This window comes from Myxococcus sp. RHSTA-1-4 (assembly GCF_020037125.1).
Lineage (GTDB): Bacteria > Myxococcota > Myxococcia > Myxococcales > Myxococcaceae > Myxococcus.
In genome coordinates, this window is record NZ_JAIQDG010000022.1 from 138,782 (window position 1) to 153,222 (window position 14,441).

Here is a 14,441-nt window from a genome sequence, read left to right on the forward strand (position 1 = left end):
CCGTTCCGGGCCTGTTCAGCCCTGGGGAGGGGCGGCGGGCGTCTCGCGGACCGCGAGCATGCCGCCGGCAAGGTTGTAGAGGTGTCTGAAGCCACGCTGGGCGAGCGCCTGCGCGGCCCGCGCGGAGCGTGCGCCCGAGCGGCAGATGAGCAGCAGCGGCTGCTCGCGCGGCCACGAGGCGGAAGCCGCCTCCAGCGTGCCCAGCGGGACGAGCTCCGCCCCGGGCAGGTGGCCCAACGGACCGGTGTACTCGTCCGGCTCGCGCACGTCGATGCGCCGCACGTCGGGGCCGAGCCTGTCGAGGTGGACGGGAGGAATGTCCTGGTAGGGCTGTGAGGTCATGATGGGTTCTCCAGGGTGAGGGCAGGGGGCTCAGGCTCCCTGCGGTGAGGGCGCCGTGTGTCCGCAGGCGCGGTTGGCCGGGACGGCGATGTCGATCTTCTTGGGCTTGGGCAGGTTGAGGTTCTCCATGATGTGGATGAACTCCTCACGGCTCTTGCCGGCCACGCGGGGGTTGTGCCGCTTCTCCTCGGCGATGCTCGTCACCGTGCGGCCCTTGTAGTCGTGGGCGGGGTACACGAGCGTCTCGTCCGGAAGACTGAAGAGGACGCGGGTGATGGAGTCGTGGAGCTGGCCCGCGTTCCCATTCTGGAAGTCGGTGCGGCCGTTGCCCCGGATGAGGAGCGCGTCCCCGGTGAAGACGCGGTCACCGACGAGGTAGCTGACGCTGTCGTCCGTGTGCCCCGGCGTGGCGAGCACCTGGAAGACGAGCTTCCCCACGCGCACCTCGTCTCCATGACGCACCTGGAGGTTGGCGCACGCGGCCCCGCCCACGCCTCCCACCACGGTGGCCTGCGTGCGCTCGCGCAGCACGCCCGACGCGGTGACGTGGTCGGCGTGGACGTGGGTGTCGAAGACGTGGGTGAGGGTGAGGCCGAGCTCCTGTACGAGCTGCAGGTCACGGTCGACCTGCTCCAGCACGGGGTCGATGAGGACAGCCTGGCGCGTCGTCTCATCACCAAGCAGATAGGTGTAGGTCGAGGATTCTGAGTCGAAGAGCTGTCGGAAAATCATGGTGAAGCCTCCGTATCGTCAGAGTCTGGGGGGCCGGAAAAGGATTCGGGGAGTCAGGGTGGGGGCAGGTAGGGAGACAGGCGCCCTCCGGACCGGATTCCCCCTGGGCGACCGGTGAATCCTCCCGGGTGAATCCTTTTCCGGCGGATCCGACTCAAACCGGACATGATCTCCTCCATCCTCCTTCCCCTGCTGGGCGGAGCGCTCATCGGATTGAGCGCTTCGCTCCTGCTCCTGGCCAACGGCCGGGTCGCCGGCATCAGCGGCGTGGTGGGTTCGCTGCTGAACCCCATCCGCGGTGACGTCGCCTGGCGCATCCTGTTCTTCGCGGGGCTGCTCGGCGGCGGATTGCTGCTCGTCTTGCTGCGCCCCCAGTCCTTCCCATCCCCGGCGTCGCTGAACCCGGGCGGCGTCGCCGTGCTGGTGGCGGCGGGGCTGCTGGTGGGGCTCGGCACGCGGATTGGCAACGGCTGCACCAGCGGTCACGGCATCTGCGGCATCAGCCGCGGCGCGGTCCGCTCCATCGCCGCCACCCTCACGTTCATGGCCACCGGTGCCATCACCGTCTTCGTGGCCCGCCACGTCTTCTGATGGGAGTCCCCATGCGTCCCTTGATCAGCGCGTTCCTCAGCGGTCTCATCTTCGCCATCGGCCTGGGCATCAGCGGCATGACGGACCCGGCCAACGTCACCAACTTCCTGGACTTCGCCGGGAGCTGGGACTACCGGCTCGCCTTCGTGATGGTGGGCGGTATCGCCGTCCATGCGGCGCTCCGTCCCCTCATCCTCAAGCGGAAGCGGCCGTTCTACGCCACCAGCTTCCCCTCCTTCTCCATCACCCAGGTGGACCGGAAGCTCCTGGTGGGCGCGGGCCTCTTCGGCGTGGGCTGGGGACTCGGCGGTTTCTGCCCCGGCCCCGCGCTCACCTCGCTGGCCACCGGCGCGCCGGCGGTCCTCATCTTCGTGGCCTCCATGTTCGCCGGCATGTACCTGGCCCAGGTGCTCCAGAACCGGAGTGGCGCGAGCGCGCCGGCTCCGCGCCTGAACGCGACGCCTTCACGCTGACCCCCGGCGCCCGGCCGGGTGCTGTTCGACGTTCGCCGAATCCTTCGTTGGAGTCGCGTCATGAAGGCCGTTCTCGTCGTTGCCGCCGTGCTCGTCGTTCTGTTCCTCTTCGTCCGTGTGCGCCAGCGGCGGGTCGGGGCCGAGGCCCACCGGCGGGTGGAGGCGGGTGCCACGCTGGTGGACGTCCGCACTCCGGAGGAGTTCGCCTCCGGGCATCTGCCCGGTGCGCTGAACATCCCGGTGGATGAGCTGTCGCGGCGGCTCGGAGAGCTCGGCTCGCCGGAGAAGCCCCTGGTCGTCTACTGCCGCAGTGGCGCGCGCAGCACCCGGGCCGAGCAGCTGTTGAAGGAGCGTGGCTTCCAGCAGGTCCTCAATCTCGGCCCCATGTGGGCCTGGTAGCAGTGCACCGGGAACCCGACATGACATCCCCGCTCGCCGCATCCGAACCAGCCCCTGTTGCCTCTTCGCCCGGAAGCGTCTGGCGCCGCCGTCTGCCGGGGCTCTCGCTCGCCGCCGTGCTGGCGGTGGTCAGCTACTGGCTCGCCACGCTCCCGGGCCTCAAGGTGGTAGGGCCCCTCACGGTGGCCCTGCTCATCGGCATCGCGCTGCGCACGGCCCTGGGGCTGCCCGGCGCGCTCGTGGAAGGCACGCGCTACTCCGCGCGCACGGTGCTGCGGCTGGGCATCGTGCTGATGGGAGCCCGGCTGGACTTCGCGCTCGTGGCGAAGGTGGGCCCGCGCGTGCTGTTGCTCGCGCTGGCCGTCATCGTCGGCGGAATCACGGGCATCCGCTGGGTGACCCGGCGCTTCGGCGTACCGGAGAAGCTGGGCACGCTGCTGGCCGTGGGCACCTCCATCTGCGGCGCCAGCGCGGTGGTGGCCGCCAGCTCCGTCACCCGCGCCGAGGAGGAGGACACCACGCTGGCGGTGGGCCTGTGCGGCATCCTCGGTACCACGGGTGTCCTCTTCTACGTCTTCGCCGGACCGCTGCTGGGGTTGAGCACGGCGCAGCTCGCCATCCTCTCGGGCGCCACGCTGCACGAGGTGGCGCAGGTGATGGCCGCCGCCTTCACCTGGGGCACCGCCGCGGGTGACCTGGGCACGCTGGTGAAGCTCACCCGCGTGGTGCTGCTGGCCCCCACGCTCGTCGTGCTGGGCCTCGTCTCCGGCGCGGGTGGGAAGGTGCGTTACTCGTGGAAGGAGCCGCCCATCCCCTGGTTCGTGCTGGGCTTCCTCGCGGTGGGCAGCCTCGGCTCGGCGGGGGTGCTGCCCGCCGCCGTGAAGGCCGAGCTCTCCACGGCCAGCGTCTTCCTCATGGTGATGGCCATGGCGGCGATGGGGCTGGGCACCCACGTGAGCATGATTCGCCGCGCCGGCATGCGCGTCGTCTACGCGGGCCTCGTCGGCTTCGCGGGCCTGGCGCTGTGCGCCTGGGGCCTCATCCAGTTGCTGGCCATCCGCTGACCCTCAGCGCCCGCCTGGGGCCTGGGAAGCGGGGGAGCGGGCGGAGGGCAGGCCGCCCCCCTCCCTGGCGCCGGTTGTCAGGCTCCGCCCGGTACTCCAGCTTCCCCCTGGTACTCCGGCCATGCGAATCCCCGTTCCCGCCCGCCGCCTTCCGGGGCCGCTCGATGACGTGCAGGGCCTCGGCGCGAACGAGGTGCGAGCGCGGCGCGCGCGCCACGGGGCCAATGACGTGCTGGCGCGGCCGCGCCGCTCGGCGCTCCAGGTGCTGTGGGAGACGGCCGGGGACCCGATGCTCTGGTTCCTCGTGGGAGCGAGCGTGCTCTACCTCGTCCTCGGCGAGCGGACGGAGGGAGTGGTGCTGCTGCTGGCCATCGTCCCCCTGCTCGGCATGGACGCCTTCCTCCACCGCCGGACGCGCGCCTCCATGGCGGGCCTCCAGAGCCGGCTGGCCGCGCGCGCCACGGTGCTGCGCGACGGGCGCGAGCAGGAGGTGCCCGCGGACGAGGTGGTCGTGGGCGACCTGGCACGCGTCGAGGCCGGCGAGCACTTCCCCGCGGATGGAATCATCGTGCGCGGCGAGGGCCTGCAGGCCGAGGAGTCCTCGCTCACCGGAGAGTCGCTGCCCGTGCGCAAGCGCCCGCTGGCCCGCCTGCCTCCGGGGGATGAGCCGGCGGTGGAGGGGGCACACTGGGGACTGGCCGGAACGCGGCTGCTGACCGGGACGGCCTGGGTGCGCATCGTCTTCACCGGGCAGCACACGCTCTACGGGAGCATCGTCCGCTCCGCCACGCAGGGCGAACACGCGCGCACGCCGCTCCAGCAGGCCGTGGCCCACCTGGTGACGGTGCTGATGGGCGTGGCCCTGGTGATGTGCGCGGTGCTCGCGTTCGTGCGCTGGCGCCAGGGCTTCGGGTGGATGGATGCGCTGCTGAGCGCGGCCACGCTGGGCGTGGCGGCACTGCCCGAGGAGTTCCCGGTGGCCTTCACCTTCTTCCTCGGCGCCGGCGTGTACCGGCTGGCGCGGCGGCAGGCCCTGGTGCGGCGCGCGGTCTCCGTGGAGAACATCGGCCGAATCACCTGCATCTGCTCGGACAAGACGGGCACGCTGACGGAGGGGCGCCTTCGTGTGGCACGCGTGCTGCCCGCGCCGGATATCCCGATGGACTCGCTGCTCGGAGCGGCGGCGCTCGCGTCCCGCGAGGAGGGGAGGGACCCGCTCGATGCCGCGCTGCTGGAGGAAGCCGCGCGCGCGACGCCCGGCGCGCTCCCTCCGAAGCGCGAGGCCACCTTCCCCTTCACCGAGGAGCGCCAGCGGGAGACGGCTGTGGTGGAGACCGCGGACGGGAGGCTGCTCGCCGCCGTGAAGGGCGCGCCCGAGCGGGTGCTGGACCTCTGCACGCTGGACGCCGACGAGCGCGCGGAGTGGGCCCGGCGGGTGTCGGCGCTCGCGAGCGAGGGGCGCAAGGTCATTGCCTGTGCGCGCCAGCCGCTGGAGGCCGCGTCGTGGCGGGGCGGTGAGCCGGACCGGGGCTTCCGCTTCCTGGGGCTGGTGGCCTTCGAGGACCCGGTGCGTCCGGGGGTGCCGGAAGCGGTGCGGGAGTGCCGCGAGGCCGGCCTGCGCACGGTGATGGTGACGGGGGACCATCCCGCCACGGCCCTGGAGGTGGCGCGGCGGCTGGGCCTCGGTGGGGAGCGGCCCGTGGTGCTCACCGGTGACGAGCTGGAGGCCCGGCTGCGCGAGGACGGTGCGGTGCCGCACGTGGACGTGGTGGCCCGCGCGGTGCCGGCGCAGAAGCACGCGCTGATCTCCGCGCTGCGGCGGCAGGGAGAAATCGTGGCGGCCACGGGCGACGGCGTGAACGACGTGCCCGCGCTCCAGGCCGCCGACGTGGGCATCGCCATGGGAGAGCGGGGAACCCGGAGCGCGCGAGAGGTGGCCTCCATCGTCCTGCTGGACGACGACTTCGGCACGCTGGTGCGGGCCATCGCCGAGGGCCGCCAGCTCTTCCGCAACCTCCAGGGCTGTTTCCTCTACCTGCTGCTCATCCACATTCCTCTCGTGGCGACGGCGGCGCTGCTGCCCCTGGCGGGCTATCCGCTGCTGTACCTGCCCATCCACATCGTCTGGCTGGAGCTCATCATCCACCCCACCGCGATGCTGGCCTTCCAGGCGGCGGCGCGCCCGGAACGCCTGGCTCCGATGCGGCGGCACGAGGGCCCCGCGCGCTTCTTCTCGGCATGGGAGTGGGGCACCGTCGTGCTGGTGGGCGGGCTGATGACGGTGGGCCTGGTGTGGGGCTACGACCGGAGCCTGGGGGCGTGGCGCGACGTGGAGCACGGGCGCGCGGTGGCGCTGGCGTCCCTGACGCTCGCGAGCGCCGTGTTCACCACGGTGCTCACCGGACTGCGGACGCGCACGGCCCGCTGGGTCTGCGGGGTGACGCTGGGCGTGTCGGTGCTGCTCATCCAGGTGCGTCCCCTGGCGGACCTGCTGGGGCTATTTCCGCTGCACGAGGATGACTGGGCGCGCGTCGTCGTGGGCGTGGCGGTGGCCTCGCTCCCGCTGATGCTCTCACGGCTGCGCCCTCGCTCACGGGGCGCCACCGCCACTCCGCGAGCAGGTGGCGCGGCCCCGTGGACTCGAGGGGAGGCCCGGAGCGGGGTGGGGTGACAGCCGCTCGAAGGGGGGAGGGGGACAAGCAGCGCAAGGGCTGCGCGCCTGCCTGGCTGTCCGCGCAAGGGCTGCGTTCGGAGGGGACCGTCCCGGCGTGCGCGCCGCTGGAACGCGGAGTGCTTAACGGAGCGGTATGCATGCGCAACGAGATTGGCGTCAGCGGTACGCGGACAAGGTCGTCACCGCCGAGGAGGCGATTCGCGGCATTCTTCCGGGAAGGCGCATCCTCATCGGCTCGGGTGCCGCGGAGCCGGTGACGCTGGTACGGGCCATGGTGGAGCAGGGCAGGCACCTGGCCGACAACGAGGTGGTGCACCTGCTGACGCTCGGCCCGGCGCCCTACGTCGAGCCCGAGCACGCGAGGCGTTTCCGCCACACCGCCTTCTTCATCGGGCCCAACGTGCGCCAGGCCGTGCAGGAGGGCCGGGCGGACTTCATGCCGGTGTTCCTCTCGGAGATTCCGGAGCTCATCCGCAGCCGGCGCGTGCGCATCGACGTGGCGCTGCTCCAGGTGAGCCCTCCGGACGCCCACGGCTACGTCAGCCTCGGCGTGTCCGTGGACGTGGTGCGCAGCGCGGTGGACTCGGCCTCGCTGCTCATCGCCGAGGTGAATCCGAACATGCCGCGCACGCATGGCGACTCGTTCCTCGACGTGCGCCGCATCCACCACCTCGTGCCGGTGGACGTGCCCCTGCTGGAGGCCCACTCCGAGCCGGCGGACGAGGTGTCCCGGCAGATTGGCGCGCACATCGCAGCGCTCATCCCGGACGGGGCCACGCTGCAGACGGGGATTGGGAAGATTCCCGACTCGGTGCTGGCACAGCTCGATGGCCACAAAGAGCTGGGCGTCCACACGGAGATGCTGTCCGACGGCGTCATGCGTCTGGTGGAGGCGGGTGTCATCACCGGGCGCCGGAAGACGCTCCTGCCGGGCAAGCTGGTGACGTCCTTCATCATGGGCAGCCGCGAGCTCTACGCCTGGGCGCATGAGAATCCGGCCATCGAGATGCGGCCGAGTGACTTCACCAACGACCCGCTGACGGTGGCGCGTAACGACAACATGATTGCCATCAACGGCGCGCTGGCGGTGGACCTCACCGGGCAGGTGGCGGCGGACACGCTGGGCGGGCGCTTCTTCTCCGGCATCGGCGGGCAGGTGGACTTCATGCGCGGGGCGCGCCGCAGCCGGGGCGGCAAGCCCATCATCGCGCTGCCCTCGACGGCGAAGGACGGCACGGTGAGCCGCATCCAGGTGGCGCTGGAAGCGGGGACGGGCGTCGTCACCAGCCGGGGCGACGTGCACTACGTGGTGACGGAGTACGGCGTGGCGGACCTGTGGGGGAAGAACATCCGCGAGCGCGCGCTGGCCCTCATCGACATCGCCCACCCGGACTTCCGAGGCGAGCTGATGGCGGCGGCCAAGGGGCGCAAGTGGGTGCTGCCGGACCAGGTGGTGCCCCGCGCGCGCTACCCGTGGACCGAGGCGCGGCTGGAGCGCACGCTGTCCGGGGACGAGCTCATCATCCGCCCGGCGCGCATCACCGACGAACGCGCGTTGCAGGAGCTGATGTACCGGCTCAGCGGCGACAGCTGCTACCGGCGCTTCCTCGAGTACAAGAAGGTGCACCCGCACGAGGAGATGCAGCAGCTCGTGGACCTCGATTACGAGCACAACATGGCGCTGGTGGCCTGCCCGCCGGGGACGGACGAGGTGGTGGGCGTGGTGCGCTACGACGTGGACCCGGCCACGCGGCTGGCGGACGTGGCCTTCGTGGTGCGCGACGACTGGCAGGGCCGGGGTGTGGGCACGGTGCTGATGCGGCGCATCCGCGAGGCGGCCGCCGCGCGGGGCATCCCCGGCTTCCAGGCGGACGTGCTGGTGACGAACAAGCCCATGCTCGACGTCTTCCAGGAGAGCGGCCTGCCCATCCGCACGCACCGCGAGGGTGGCGTGTACCACCTGGAGCTTCACTTCCCGGCGGGCCCGCCGGCGGAGCCGCATCCCCCGGGCTGAGCCCCGCCGGGCGGCGTGCCACGGCGGAAGGGAGACGGGCGTCCGGACCAACGGAGGCACGGCCGTCCCGCTGCCCGGGATGGGGGGCTCCGGCGCTTCCTTCCCCGGGCCTCCCGCCCTCCGCCCGGCACTGAGCAGGTTCCCCGGAAGGCGGAGCCATGAAGATTCATCACCTCACGGTGGAGGAGAGCCTGCGCAGCCTGGGCAGCCGGGCCGACGGGCTCACCAGCGCCGAGGCGGAGCGCCGCCTGCAAGAGTTCGGCCCCAACCAGGTCTCCCATGCCCGGCGGGAGTCGCTGGCGCACCGGCTGTCGCGGCAGTTCACCCACTTCTTCGCGCTCGTGCTCTGGGCGGCGGCGGCCCTGGCCTTCGTGTCGGCGTGGCGGGAGCCCGGGCAGGGCATGGAGACGCTGGGCTTCGCCATCCTGGGCGTCATCCTCGTCAACGGGCTGTTCTCCTTCGTCCAGGAGTACCGCGCGGAGCGGGCGCTCGCGTCGCTGCGGCGGCTGCTGCCGGGCGAGGTGAAGGTGCTGCGCGACGGAGAGGTCTCCCTGCTGCCCGCCGAGACACTGGTGCCCGGGGACGTGCTCCTCCTGGAGGAGGGCGACTCCGTGCCCGCGGACGCGCGCGTACTGGAGGCGCATGCCGCGCGGGTGAACAACGCCACCATCACCGGCGAGTCCACGCCGGAGCCTCGTGAGGCCGGGCCCGTCCAGGAAGAGGACCTGGTGCACAGCCCCAACGTGGTGCTGGCGGGCACCTTTCTCACCACCGGCCGGCTGCGGGCGCTCGTCTTCGCCACCGGCATGCAGTCGGAGTTCGGGCGGATTGCCCACCTCACGCAGGCGACACGGGCGGGGCTGTCACCGCTCCAGCTGGAAATCGTCCGGCTGGGCCGCATCGTGGCGGTGCTGGCCACCGCGCTCGGTGTGGCCTTCTTCCTCATCGGCCAGTCGCTGGGGCTGCCGCTCTGGGCGAACCTCCTGTTCGCCATCGGCATCATCGTGGCCAACGTACCCGAGGGGCTGCTGCCCACTGTCACGCTGGCCCTGGCCCTGGCCTCGCAGCGCATGGCCCGGCGCAACGTGGTGGTGCGCAACCTCATCTCCGTGGAGACGCTGGGCTCCGCCACCGTCATCTGTACCGACAAGACGGGCACCCTCACCGAGAACCGGATGGAGGCGCGCGTCCTCTTCGTCGCCAGCGGCCGCCACACCGCCTCGTCCGAGGCGCTGCGCGGGCTGGCCGGTCCCCACCGGCGCCTCTTCGAAGGAGCGCGGCTGTGCAACACCCTCCAGGAGGTGCGCAGGAATGGCGAGCTGTCGCTGGCCGGCGAGCCGATGGAGGTGGCGCTCCTGCACCTGGGCACCCGCGCGCTGCCAGGGCCGCTGGAGGCGCCGCGCGAGGACGAGCTGCCCTTCGACCCCGAGCGCAAGCGCCTCTCCACCCTCCACCGCATCGCCGGAAGCCGCGTCCTGCACACCAAGGGCGCGCTGGAGGCGGTGCTGCCCCTGTGCCGGGAGGTGGAGGCGGAGGAGGGCGTGCGCCCACTGACGCCCGGGGTGGCCGAGCGCTTCCAGCGCGAGGGCGAGGCACTGGCGCGCGAGGGGCTGCGGGTGCTCGCCTTCGCGTACCGGCGGCTCCCGGATGGCGTGGAGCGCTCCCAGTGGGAGGAGGGACTGGTGCTCGCGGGGCTGGTGGGCCTGGAGGACCCCATCCGCCCGGAGGTGCCGGCGGCCATCCAGCGCTGCCGCGAGGCGGGCATCCGCGTCATCCTCGTCACCGGGGACCACCCCCGTACGGCGGAAGCGGTGGCGCGGCAGGCGGGCCTGGTGCGCACGGAGCGGCCGGTGGTGTTCACCAGCGCGGAGGTGCGGCGGCTGTCGGATGCCCAGCTCCAGATTGCCCTGGATGCACCGGAGGTGCTGTTCGCCCGTGTGGCGCCGGTGGACAAGCGGCGCGTGGTGATGGCCCTCAAGCGCAAGCGGGAGGTGGTGGCCGTCACCGGTGACGGAGTGAATGACGCGCCCGCGTTGAAGGAGGCGCACATCGGCGTGGCCATGGGGCTGGCGGGCACGGACGTGGCACGCGAGGCCGCGGATGTGGTGCTCGCGGACGACAACTTCGCCAGCATCGTCGCGGCGGTGGAGGAGGGGCGCGCCGTCTACTCCAACATCCGCAAGTTCCTCACGTACATCCTCACGTCCAACGTCCCGGAAATCGTCCCCTACCTGGCCTGCGTGCTGCTGCGAATCCCGCTGCCGCTGAGCATCCTGCAGATTCTCGCGGTGGACCTGGGCACGGACATCCTCCCGGCGCTGGCGCTGGGCGCCGAGCCGCCCCACGCCCGGGTGATGCATCAGCCGCCCTCGGACTTCCGGCGGAGGCTGCTGGACGCGCGGCTCCTCCTGCGCGCCTACCTCTTCCTCGGGGTGATGGAGGCCACCGCCGCCATGGCCGCCTTCTTCTTCGTGCTGGAGCGCGGTGGCTGGCGCTACGGCGACGCGCTGCCGTGGAACGCCCCGCTGCACCTCCAGGCGATGGGCGCCTGCCTGGGCGCCATCGTCGTGATGCAGGTGGTGAACGTCCTCCTGTGCCGGACGGAGCGCGCCCCCACCTTCTCCGCGCGGCTGCGTGACAACCCGCTGCTGCTGCTGGGCGTGGCCGTGGAGTTGTTGCTCCTCGCGTTCATCCTCTACACGCCGTGGGGCAATCGAATCTTCACCACGGCACCCCCGCCGGCGGCGCTGTGGCTCTTCGTGCTTCCGTTCGCCGCCGGGATGCTGGCGCTGGAGGAGGCTCGCAAGGCGTGGGTCCGCCGCGTGGCCGGGCACGAGGAGACGCTCCGTGCTCGCATCCCCCAGCGAGCGCGCCCGTTCAGAACAGGAGCGCGCGAGGCCAGACGAGCAGCAGCAGTCCGAGGAGGAGCATCACCGCGCCGCTGAGCAGCTTGAGCCACCGGCCCGCCTTCTGCTGGAGCTTGCGCTGGCTGAGCGTCACCACGGCGATGACCAGCATCACCGAGTCGTCGAGGATGTAGGCCGCGTTGTAGAGCGCCAGGTACGCGTAGTACTGCCAGCCCGGCAGCCGCCGCAGGGCGAGCACCTGTGTGTAGACCGCGGGGAGCCCCGCCGTGCAGGCCAGCTCGACGAGGTTGACGAGCAGGGCGAGCACCACCACGCCGCCCATCGCCGACAGCAGTGGTTGTTGTTCGAGCAGCCGCCGCGTCCGGGCATACAGCCCCGGCTTCGCCCGCTCGGGGATGGACAGCGTCGGGCCGCGGTGGAAGGCGAAGAAGTCCTTCACGTTGAGCAGGCCGATGCCGAGCGCGACGACGCCCAGGAGCACCTGCGTCAGGCGCGAGAAGCCCACGAGCAGGAAGACGTTGAGCCAGGCCGCCATGAAGGCGAAGTAGACGAGGCCGCTGGTGAGCACGAAGGTGCCGCCGACCACGAACATCTTCCGGCGGTCCCCCAGGCGGATGAGCAGTGACAGCAGGAACAGCAGGACCCACATCGCGCACGGGTTGAAGCCGTCGATGAGTCCGAGGACCACCGTGAAGGCGGGCAGCCCCAGCTCGCCCACGCTCACCCGTCCCACCCAGGGAAGCTCGACGGTGTCACGGGGGAGTGTGGAGGCCGGAGGAGGGCAGCTCGTGTCCTCGAGGGGGCACACTCCTTCCGCGCCGCCCGGGCCACCACCGCCCTCCAGGAGCGTCAGGAGCTGGCGCCCGGAGGTCTCCCTTCCGCTGAAGCCGACGAGGAGCTGCCCCCGCGCATGGAAGGCTGGAACGCCCACGACGGGGAGCGAGTGCTCCGCCGCCAGCGCCGCGAGCCGTTCCCTTGCGGCGGTGTCCCTTCCCACGTCGAGGTAGCGCACCTGGACCTCCGGGTGCGTGACTCGCAGCTCCGCGAGGAAGGCCTTGGCGTCCTCGCACCGGGGGCAGCTCTCCCGGACGAAGACCTCGAGCTCGACGGGGGAGGGCGCCGCGGCTTCCGCGGTGGAGAAGAACAGGAGCGCCAGGGCGAGGAGGTGGAGGAGTCTCATGACAGCGCTCCCACCGTCCAAGATGGGCAGGGGCGCAGGGATGCTCCCGGTCGAGCAGGGGAGCCCGTGGCGGCCCGCCTGTGGCGCCCTTCACGCGGCCCCTTCCATGGGCCCGGACGCCCACGGGCGTTCTGTCGGCTGGCGTACCTTCCGTGGCGTTCCAGGGCGTGAGCCGGCGAGAGCCGTGACAGGGATAATCGGACCAACGAGGCGGGGAGCCCGGTGATGCCAGAAGGCGCGAAGATAGCCCTCTACTCCGGGGCCGTGGCCGCGGTCCTGGCCCTGGCTTTTGGCCTGAGCAGTGCCTGCACCGGCGGACCCGAGCGTGGCATCCAGGGAGACAGTCCGAACACGACGGGCGCGGTGAAGCCGTTGTCCCCCGACGAGTGCGTACGGCTCCAGCAGGTGATGACCACACGGGAGGCGACACGGTCGAGTCATGCAGCCCTCGCCTTCGCCCTCGTCTGCGCATCCGCCGGGCTGGGGATTCTCCTGTACTCCGCGGCGTCCGCTTCCACGCGCGTCACGTGGGTCACTGATGAGCAGCCCGCGCTCGGTCCCGGGACCGTGGGACTGATTCTCGTTGTCATCGCCGCACTGGTCGTCCTCCTCGCCCCTCGAAACGCGGCCCGCCTGCTGAACCCGCCCAAGGAGCCAGCCAGGACCGAGGACAAGACATGGGCAGAGAGAGCTCCGCCTCCGAAGGACGCGGGCGCCGACGCGGGAACCCAGGCTCCGTGAGCCTTCCCCCTCAGGCAGAGGAGCCACGCACGTAATGGAGCAGACCATCCAGAGCATCTTCCAGACCTTCGAGGGGCTGATCCGCAGACAGTTCGCGCCCTCCATGACGTTCTTCGCCATCGTGGTCCTGGGGGAGTTCATCCGGGCCGCGCTGACCGGGGAACCTGCGGGGGCCTGGTTCAAGGACTTCCGCGGCTATCTGGAGGGGGAGGGCAAGCCGTCGGTCTTCATCACCCTCTTCATCCTGCTGGCCATCGGGCTCAGCTACGCACTCGGCGCCATCCAGCAGCTCCTCTTCGACGACATGCTGAAGCGGAACTTCGACCCCACCACCCGCTTCAGCCGCTCCGTGGTGAGCGAGGCTCGGGCCCTCACGGAGCTCCGTGCCAAGGTGAAGCAGCGGCTCGTCGAGGAAGAGGCGGTCGGGGACCTGAGGAACCTTCAGGAGGCCTCGGACTACGTGCTCTACGAAATCCTCGGAGGCATCGATCCAACGGACACGTACCGCTTCGTCGACGCGGCGAAGGCGACAGGGATTGTCTGCGTCTCGGTCATCCTGGTGTTATTGGGCCATGTCCTGGTCTACTTCGAGGAGCTCGGCACGTGGGTCGCGCCCCTGTTGTTGCTGGCCGTCTTGTTCTACTGGTGGGGGAGGGAGGCGGCCCTTTCCCAATATCGGGCCCGGGCCCTGCGGCTCTATGTGAACTTCCTGGCCATGCCGACAGCGCGGATCACGCGCCGGCTCCTCCGGCCGGATGAGGATCCAACGCTCACCTCCCAGGACAAGTAGTAGGAAACCATGACGCCTCCCATCCATCCGCGCGGCACATATGTCGCGCTCTACGGCAGTCACGGCGCGGAGTGGCGCCGCCGCGCCAAGGTGCTGCTCGACGCGGCGAACGTCCCCTGGCACGACCCCAGCGATGCGCGCTGGGAGGGCATCACCCACGAGAACGGAGACGCGCACCAGGCGCTCATCGACCAACTGGTGACAGAGGAGCAGGACGCCTTGCTCAGGGCGGGATGCGCCGTCGTCCACTTCGCGGGCAGCAGGCCCTCGCTGGCGGCTCGTTTCGAGCTGGGCGTGCTCGCCGGCCGGGGCGTGAAGGCCTTCGTCCACGTCGAACCCGACGTGCAGGGCCGCAACTACATCTGGGCGGCGGTGAAGTACCACCATCCACACCTGGAGCGCTGCGACTCGCTGGAGGAGGCGGTGCGCCGGGCCATCGAGCACATGGGAGGCGCTTCTCGCCGGTGAGCACGCCCCCCGGGGCAGGGGGAACATCCACACGCGCACAGCGTGGCAATTATTGACGGTCGTCCCTCCCTCCGGCCGTTGTCGTGCATGACCACCGGGCTCCATA

Annotated in this window: 13 protein-coding genes; 10 read left to right on the forward strand and 3 right to left on the reverse strand. The window is 71.2% G+C overall.

The features are described 5' to 3' along the window. Nucleotides 1-15 precede the first annotated feature (15 nt). Together K8638_RS27675 and K8638_RS27680 are read right to left on the reverse strand one after the other, a co-directional pair. Nucleotides 16-342, reverse strand: coding sequence for a rhodanese-like domain-containing protein (locus K8638_RS27675; RefSeq protein WP_223757638.1), 327 nt, complete (start codon nucleotides 340-342; stop codon nucleotides 16-18). A gap of 30 nt (nucleotides 343-372) precedes the next feature. Next, nucleotides 373-1,074, reverse strand: a complete 702-nt coding sequence (locus K8638_RS27680; RefSeq protein WP_223757639.1) for an MBL fold metallo-hydrolase — start codon at nucleotides 1,072-1,074, stop codon at nucleotides 373-375. A 165-nt stretch (nucleotides 1,075-1,239) separates the two neighbouring features. Between K8638_RS27680 and K8638_RS27685 the strand changes: the two genes are divergently transcribed. The 7 genes from K8638_RS27685 (at nucleotide 1,240) to K8638_RS27715 (ending at nucleotide 11,234) form a co-directional block, all read left to right on the forward strand. Further along, complete coding sequence (locus K8638_RS27685; RefSeq protein WP_223757640.1) at nucleotides 1,240-1,665, forward strand: YeeE/YedE family protein; 426 nt, start codon at nucleotides 1,240-1,242, stop codon at nucleotides 1,663-1,665. A gap of 11 nt (nucleotides 1,666-1,676) precedes the next feature. Continuing rightward, on the forward strand, nucleotides 1,677-2,138 hold the full coding sequence (locus K8638_RS27690; RefSeq protein WP_223757641.1) for a DUF6691 family protein: 462 nt from the start codon (nucleotides 1,677-1,679) through the stop codon (nucleotides 2,136-2,138). Nucleotides 2,139-2,198: 60 nt separating this feature from the next. Next, entirely contained in the window at nucleotides 2,199-2,537 is a 339-nt protein-coding gene (locus tag K8638_RS27695; RefSeq protein ID WP_223757642.1) for a rhodanese-like domain-containing protein, read from the forward strand. 20 nt (nucleotides 2,538-2,557) lie between these two features. Beyond that, entirely contained in the window at nucleotides 2,558-3,601 is a 1,044-nt protein-coding gene (locus tag K8638_RS27700) for a YeiH family protein (RefSeq protein ID WP_223757643.1), read from the forward strand. 121 nt (nucleotides 3,602-3,722) lie between these two features. Next, nucleotides 3,723-6,272 (forward strand): cation-transporting P-type ATPase, encoded by a 2,550-nt coding sequence (locus K8638_RS27705; RefSeq protein WP_223757644.1) that lies wholly within the window; start codon nucleotides 3,723-3,725, stop codon nucleotides 6,270-6,272. A 136-nt stretch (nucleotides 6,273-6,408) separates the two neighbouring features. Continuing rightward, nucleotides 6,409-8,289, forward strand: a complete 1,881-nt coding sequence (locus K8638_RS27710) for a bifunctional acetyl-CoA hydrolase/transferase family protein/GNAT family N-acetyltransferase (RefSeq protein ID WP_223757645.1) — start codon at nucleotides 6,409-6,411, stop codon at nucleotides 8,287-8,289. Nucleotides 8,290-8,447: 158 nt separating this feature from the next. Next, complete coding sequence (locus K8638_RS27715; RefSeq protein ID WP_223757646.1) at nucleotides 8,448-11,234, forward strand: cation-transporting P-type ATPase; 2,787 nt, start codon at nucleotides 8,448-8,450, stop codon at nucleotides 11,232-11,234. Here the strand turns inward: K8638_RS27715 and K8638_RS27720 are convergent. After that, nucleotides 11,167-12,336: a glutaredoxin domain-containing protein gene (locus tag K8638_RS27720; RefSeq protein WP_223757647.1), complete on the reverse strand. Its 1,170-nt coding sequence runs from the start codon at nucleotides 12,334-12,336 to the stop codon at nucleotides 11,167-11,169. The two genes, K8638_RS27715 and K8638_RS27720, sit on opposite strands and share 68 nt — an antisense overlap. 225 nt (nucleotides 12,337-12,561) lie before the next feature. Here K8638_RS27720 and K8638_RS27725 point away from each other — a divergent pair, with 225 nt between their 5' ends. The 3 genes from K8638_RS27725 to K8638_RS27735 are packed head-to-tail and all read left to right on the forward strand — an operon-like array spanning nucleotide 12,562 to nucleotide 14,335. After that, a complete protein-coding gene (locus K8638_RS27725; RefSeq protein ID WP_223757648.1) occupies nucleotides 12,562-13,077 on the forward strand; it encodes a hypothetical protein in 516 nt (171 codons plus the stop codon). Between the two features lie 34 nt (nucleotides 13,078-13,111). Next, nucleotides 13,112-13,867 carry a hypothetical protein gene (locus K8638_RS27730; protein WP_223757649.1) on the forward strand — a complete coding sequence of 252 codons (756 nt, stop codon included), beginning with the start codon at nucleotides 13,112-13,114 and terminating at the stop codon, nucleotides 13,865-13,867. A 9-nt stretch (nucleotides 13,868-13,876) separates the two neighbouring features. Further along, nucleotides 13,877-14,335 (forward strand): hypothetical protein, encoded by a 459-nt coding sequence (locus K8638_RS27735; protein WP_223757650.1) that lies wholly within the window; start codon nucleotides 13,877-13,879, stop codon nucleotides 14,333-14,335. Nucleotides 14,336-14,441 lie beyond the last annotated feature (106 nt).

Bases quoted from the DNA above. Each gene is read 5' to 3' on its own strand.
- K8638_RS27675 (WP_223757638.1), bottom strand. From the start codon at position 342: ATGACCTCACAGCCCTACCAGGACATTCCTCCCGTCCACCTCGACAGG.
- K8638_RS27680 (WP_223757639.1), bottom strand. From the start codon at position 1,074: ATGATTTTCCGACAGCTCTTCGACTCAGAATCCTCGACCTACACCTAT.
- K8638_RS27685 (WP_223757640.1), top strand. From the start codon at position 1,240: ATGATCTCCTCCATCCTCCTTCCCCTGCTGGGCGGAGCGCTCATCGGA.
- K8638_RS27690 (WP_223757641.1), top strand. From the start codon at position 1,677: ATGCGTCCCTTGATCAGCGCGTTCCTCAGCGGTCTCATCTTCGCCATC.
- K8638_RS27695 (WP_223757642.1), top strand. From the start codon at position 2,199: ATGAAGGCCGTTCTCGTCGTTGCCGCCGTGCTCGTCGTTCTGTTCCTC.
- K8638_RS27700 (WP_223757643.1), top strand. From the start codon at position 2,558: ATGACATCCCCGCTCGCCGCATCCGAACCAGCCCCTGTTGCCTCTTCG.
- K8638_RS27705 (WP_223757644.1), top strand. From the start codon at position 3,723: ATGCGAATCCCCGTTCCCGCCCGCCGCCTTCCGGGGCCGCTCGATGAC.
- K8638_RS27710 (WP_223757645.1), top strand. From the start codon at position 6,409: ATGCATGCGCAACGAGATTGGCGTCAGCGGTACGCGGACAAGGTCGTC.
- K8638_RS27715 (WP_223757646.1), top strand. From the start codon at position 8,448: ATGAAGATTCATCACCTCACGGTGGAGGAGAGCCTGCGCAGCCTGGGC.
- K8638_RS27720 (WP_223757647.1), bottom strand. From the start codon at position 12,336: ATGAGACTCCTCCACCTCCTCGCCCTGGCGCTCCTGTTCTTCTCCACC.
- K8638_RS27725 (WP_223757648.1), top strand. From the start codon at position 12,562: ATGCCAGAAGGCGCGAAGATAGCCCTCTACTCCGGGGCCGTGGCCGCG.
- K8638_RS27730 (WP_223757649.1), top strand. From the start codon at position 13,112: ATGGAGCAGACCATCCAGAGCATCTTCCAGACCTTCGAGGGGCTGATC.
- K8638_RS27735 (WP_223757650.1), top strand. From the start codon at position 13,877: ATGACGCCTCCCATCCATCCGCGCGGCACATATGTCGCGCTCTACGGC.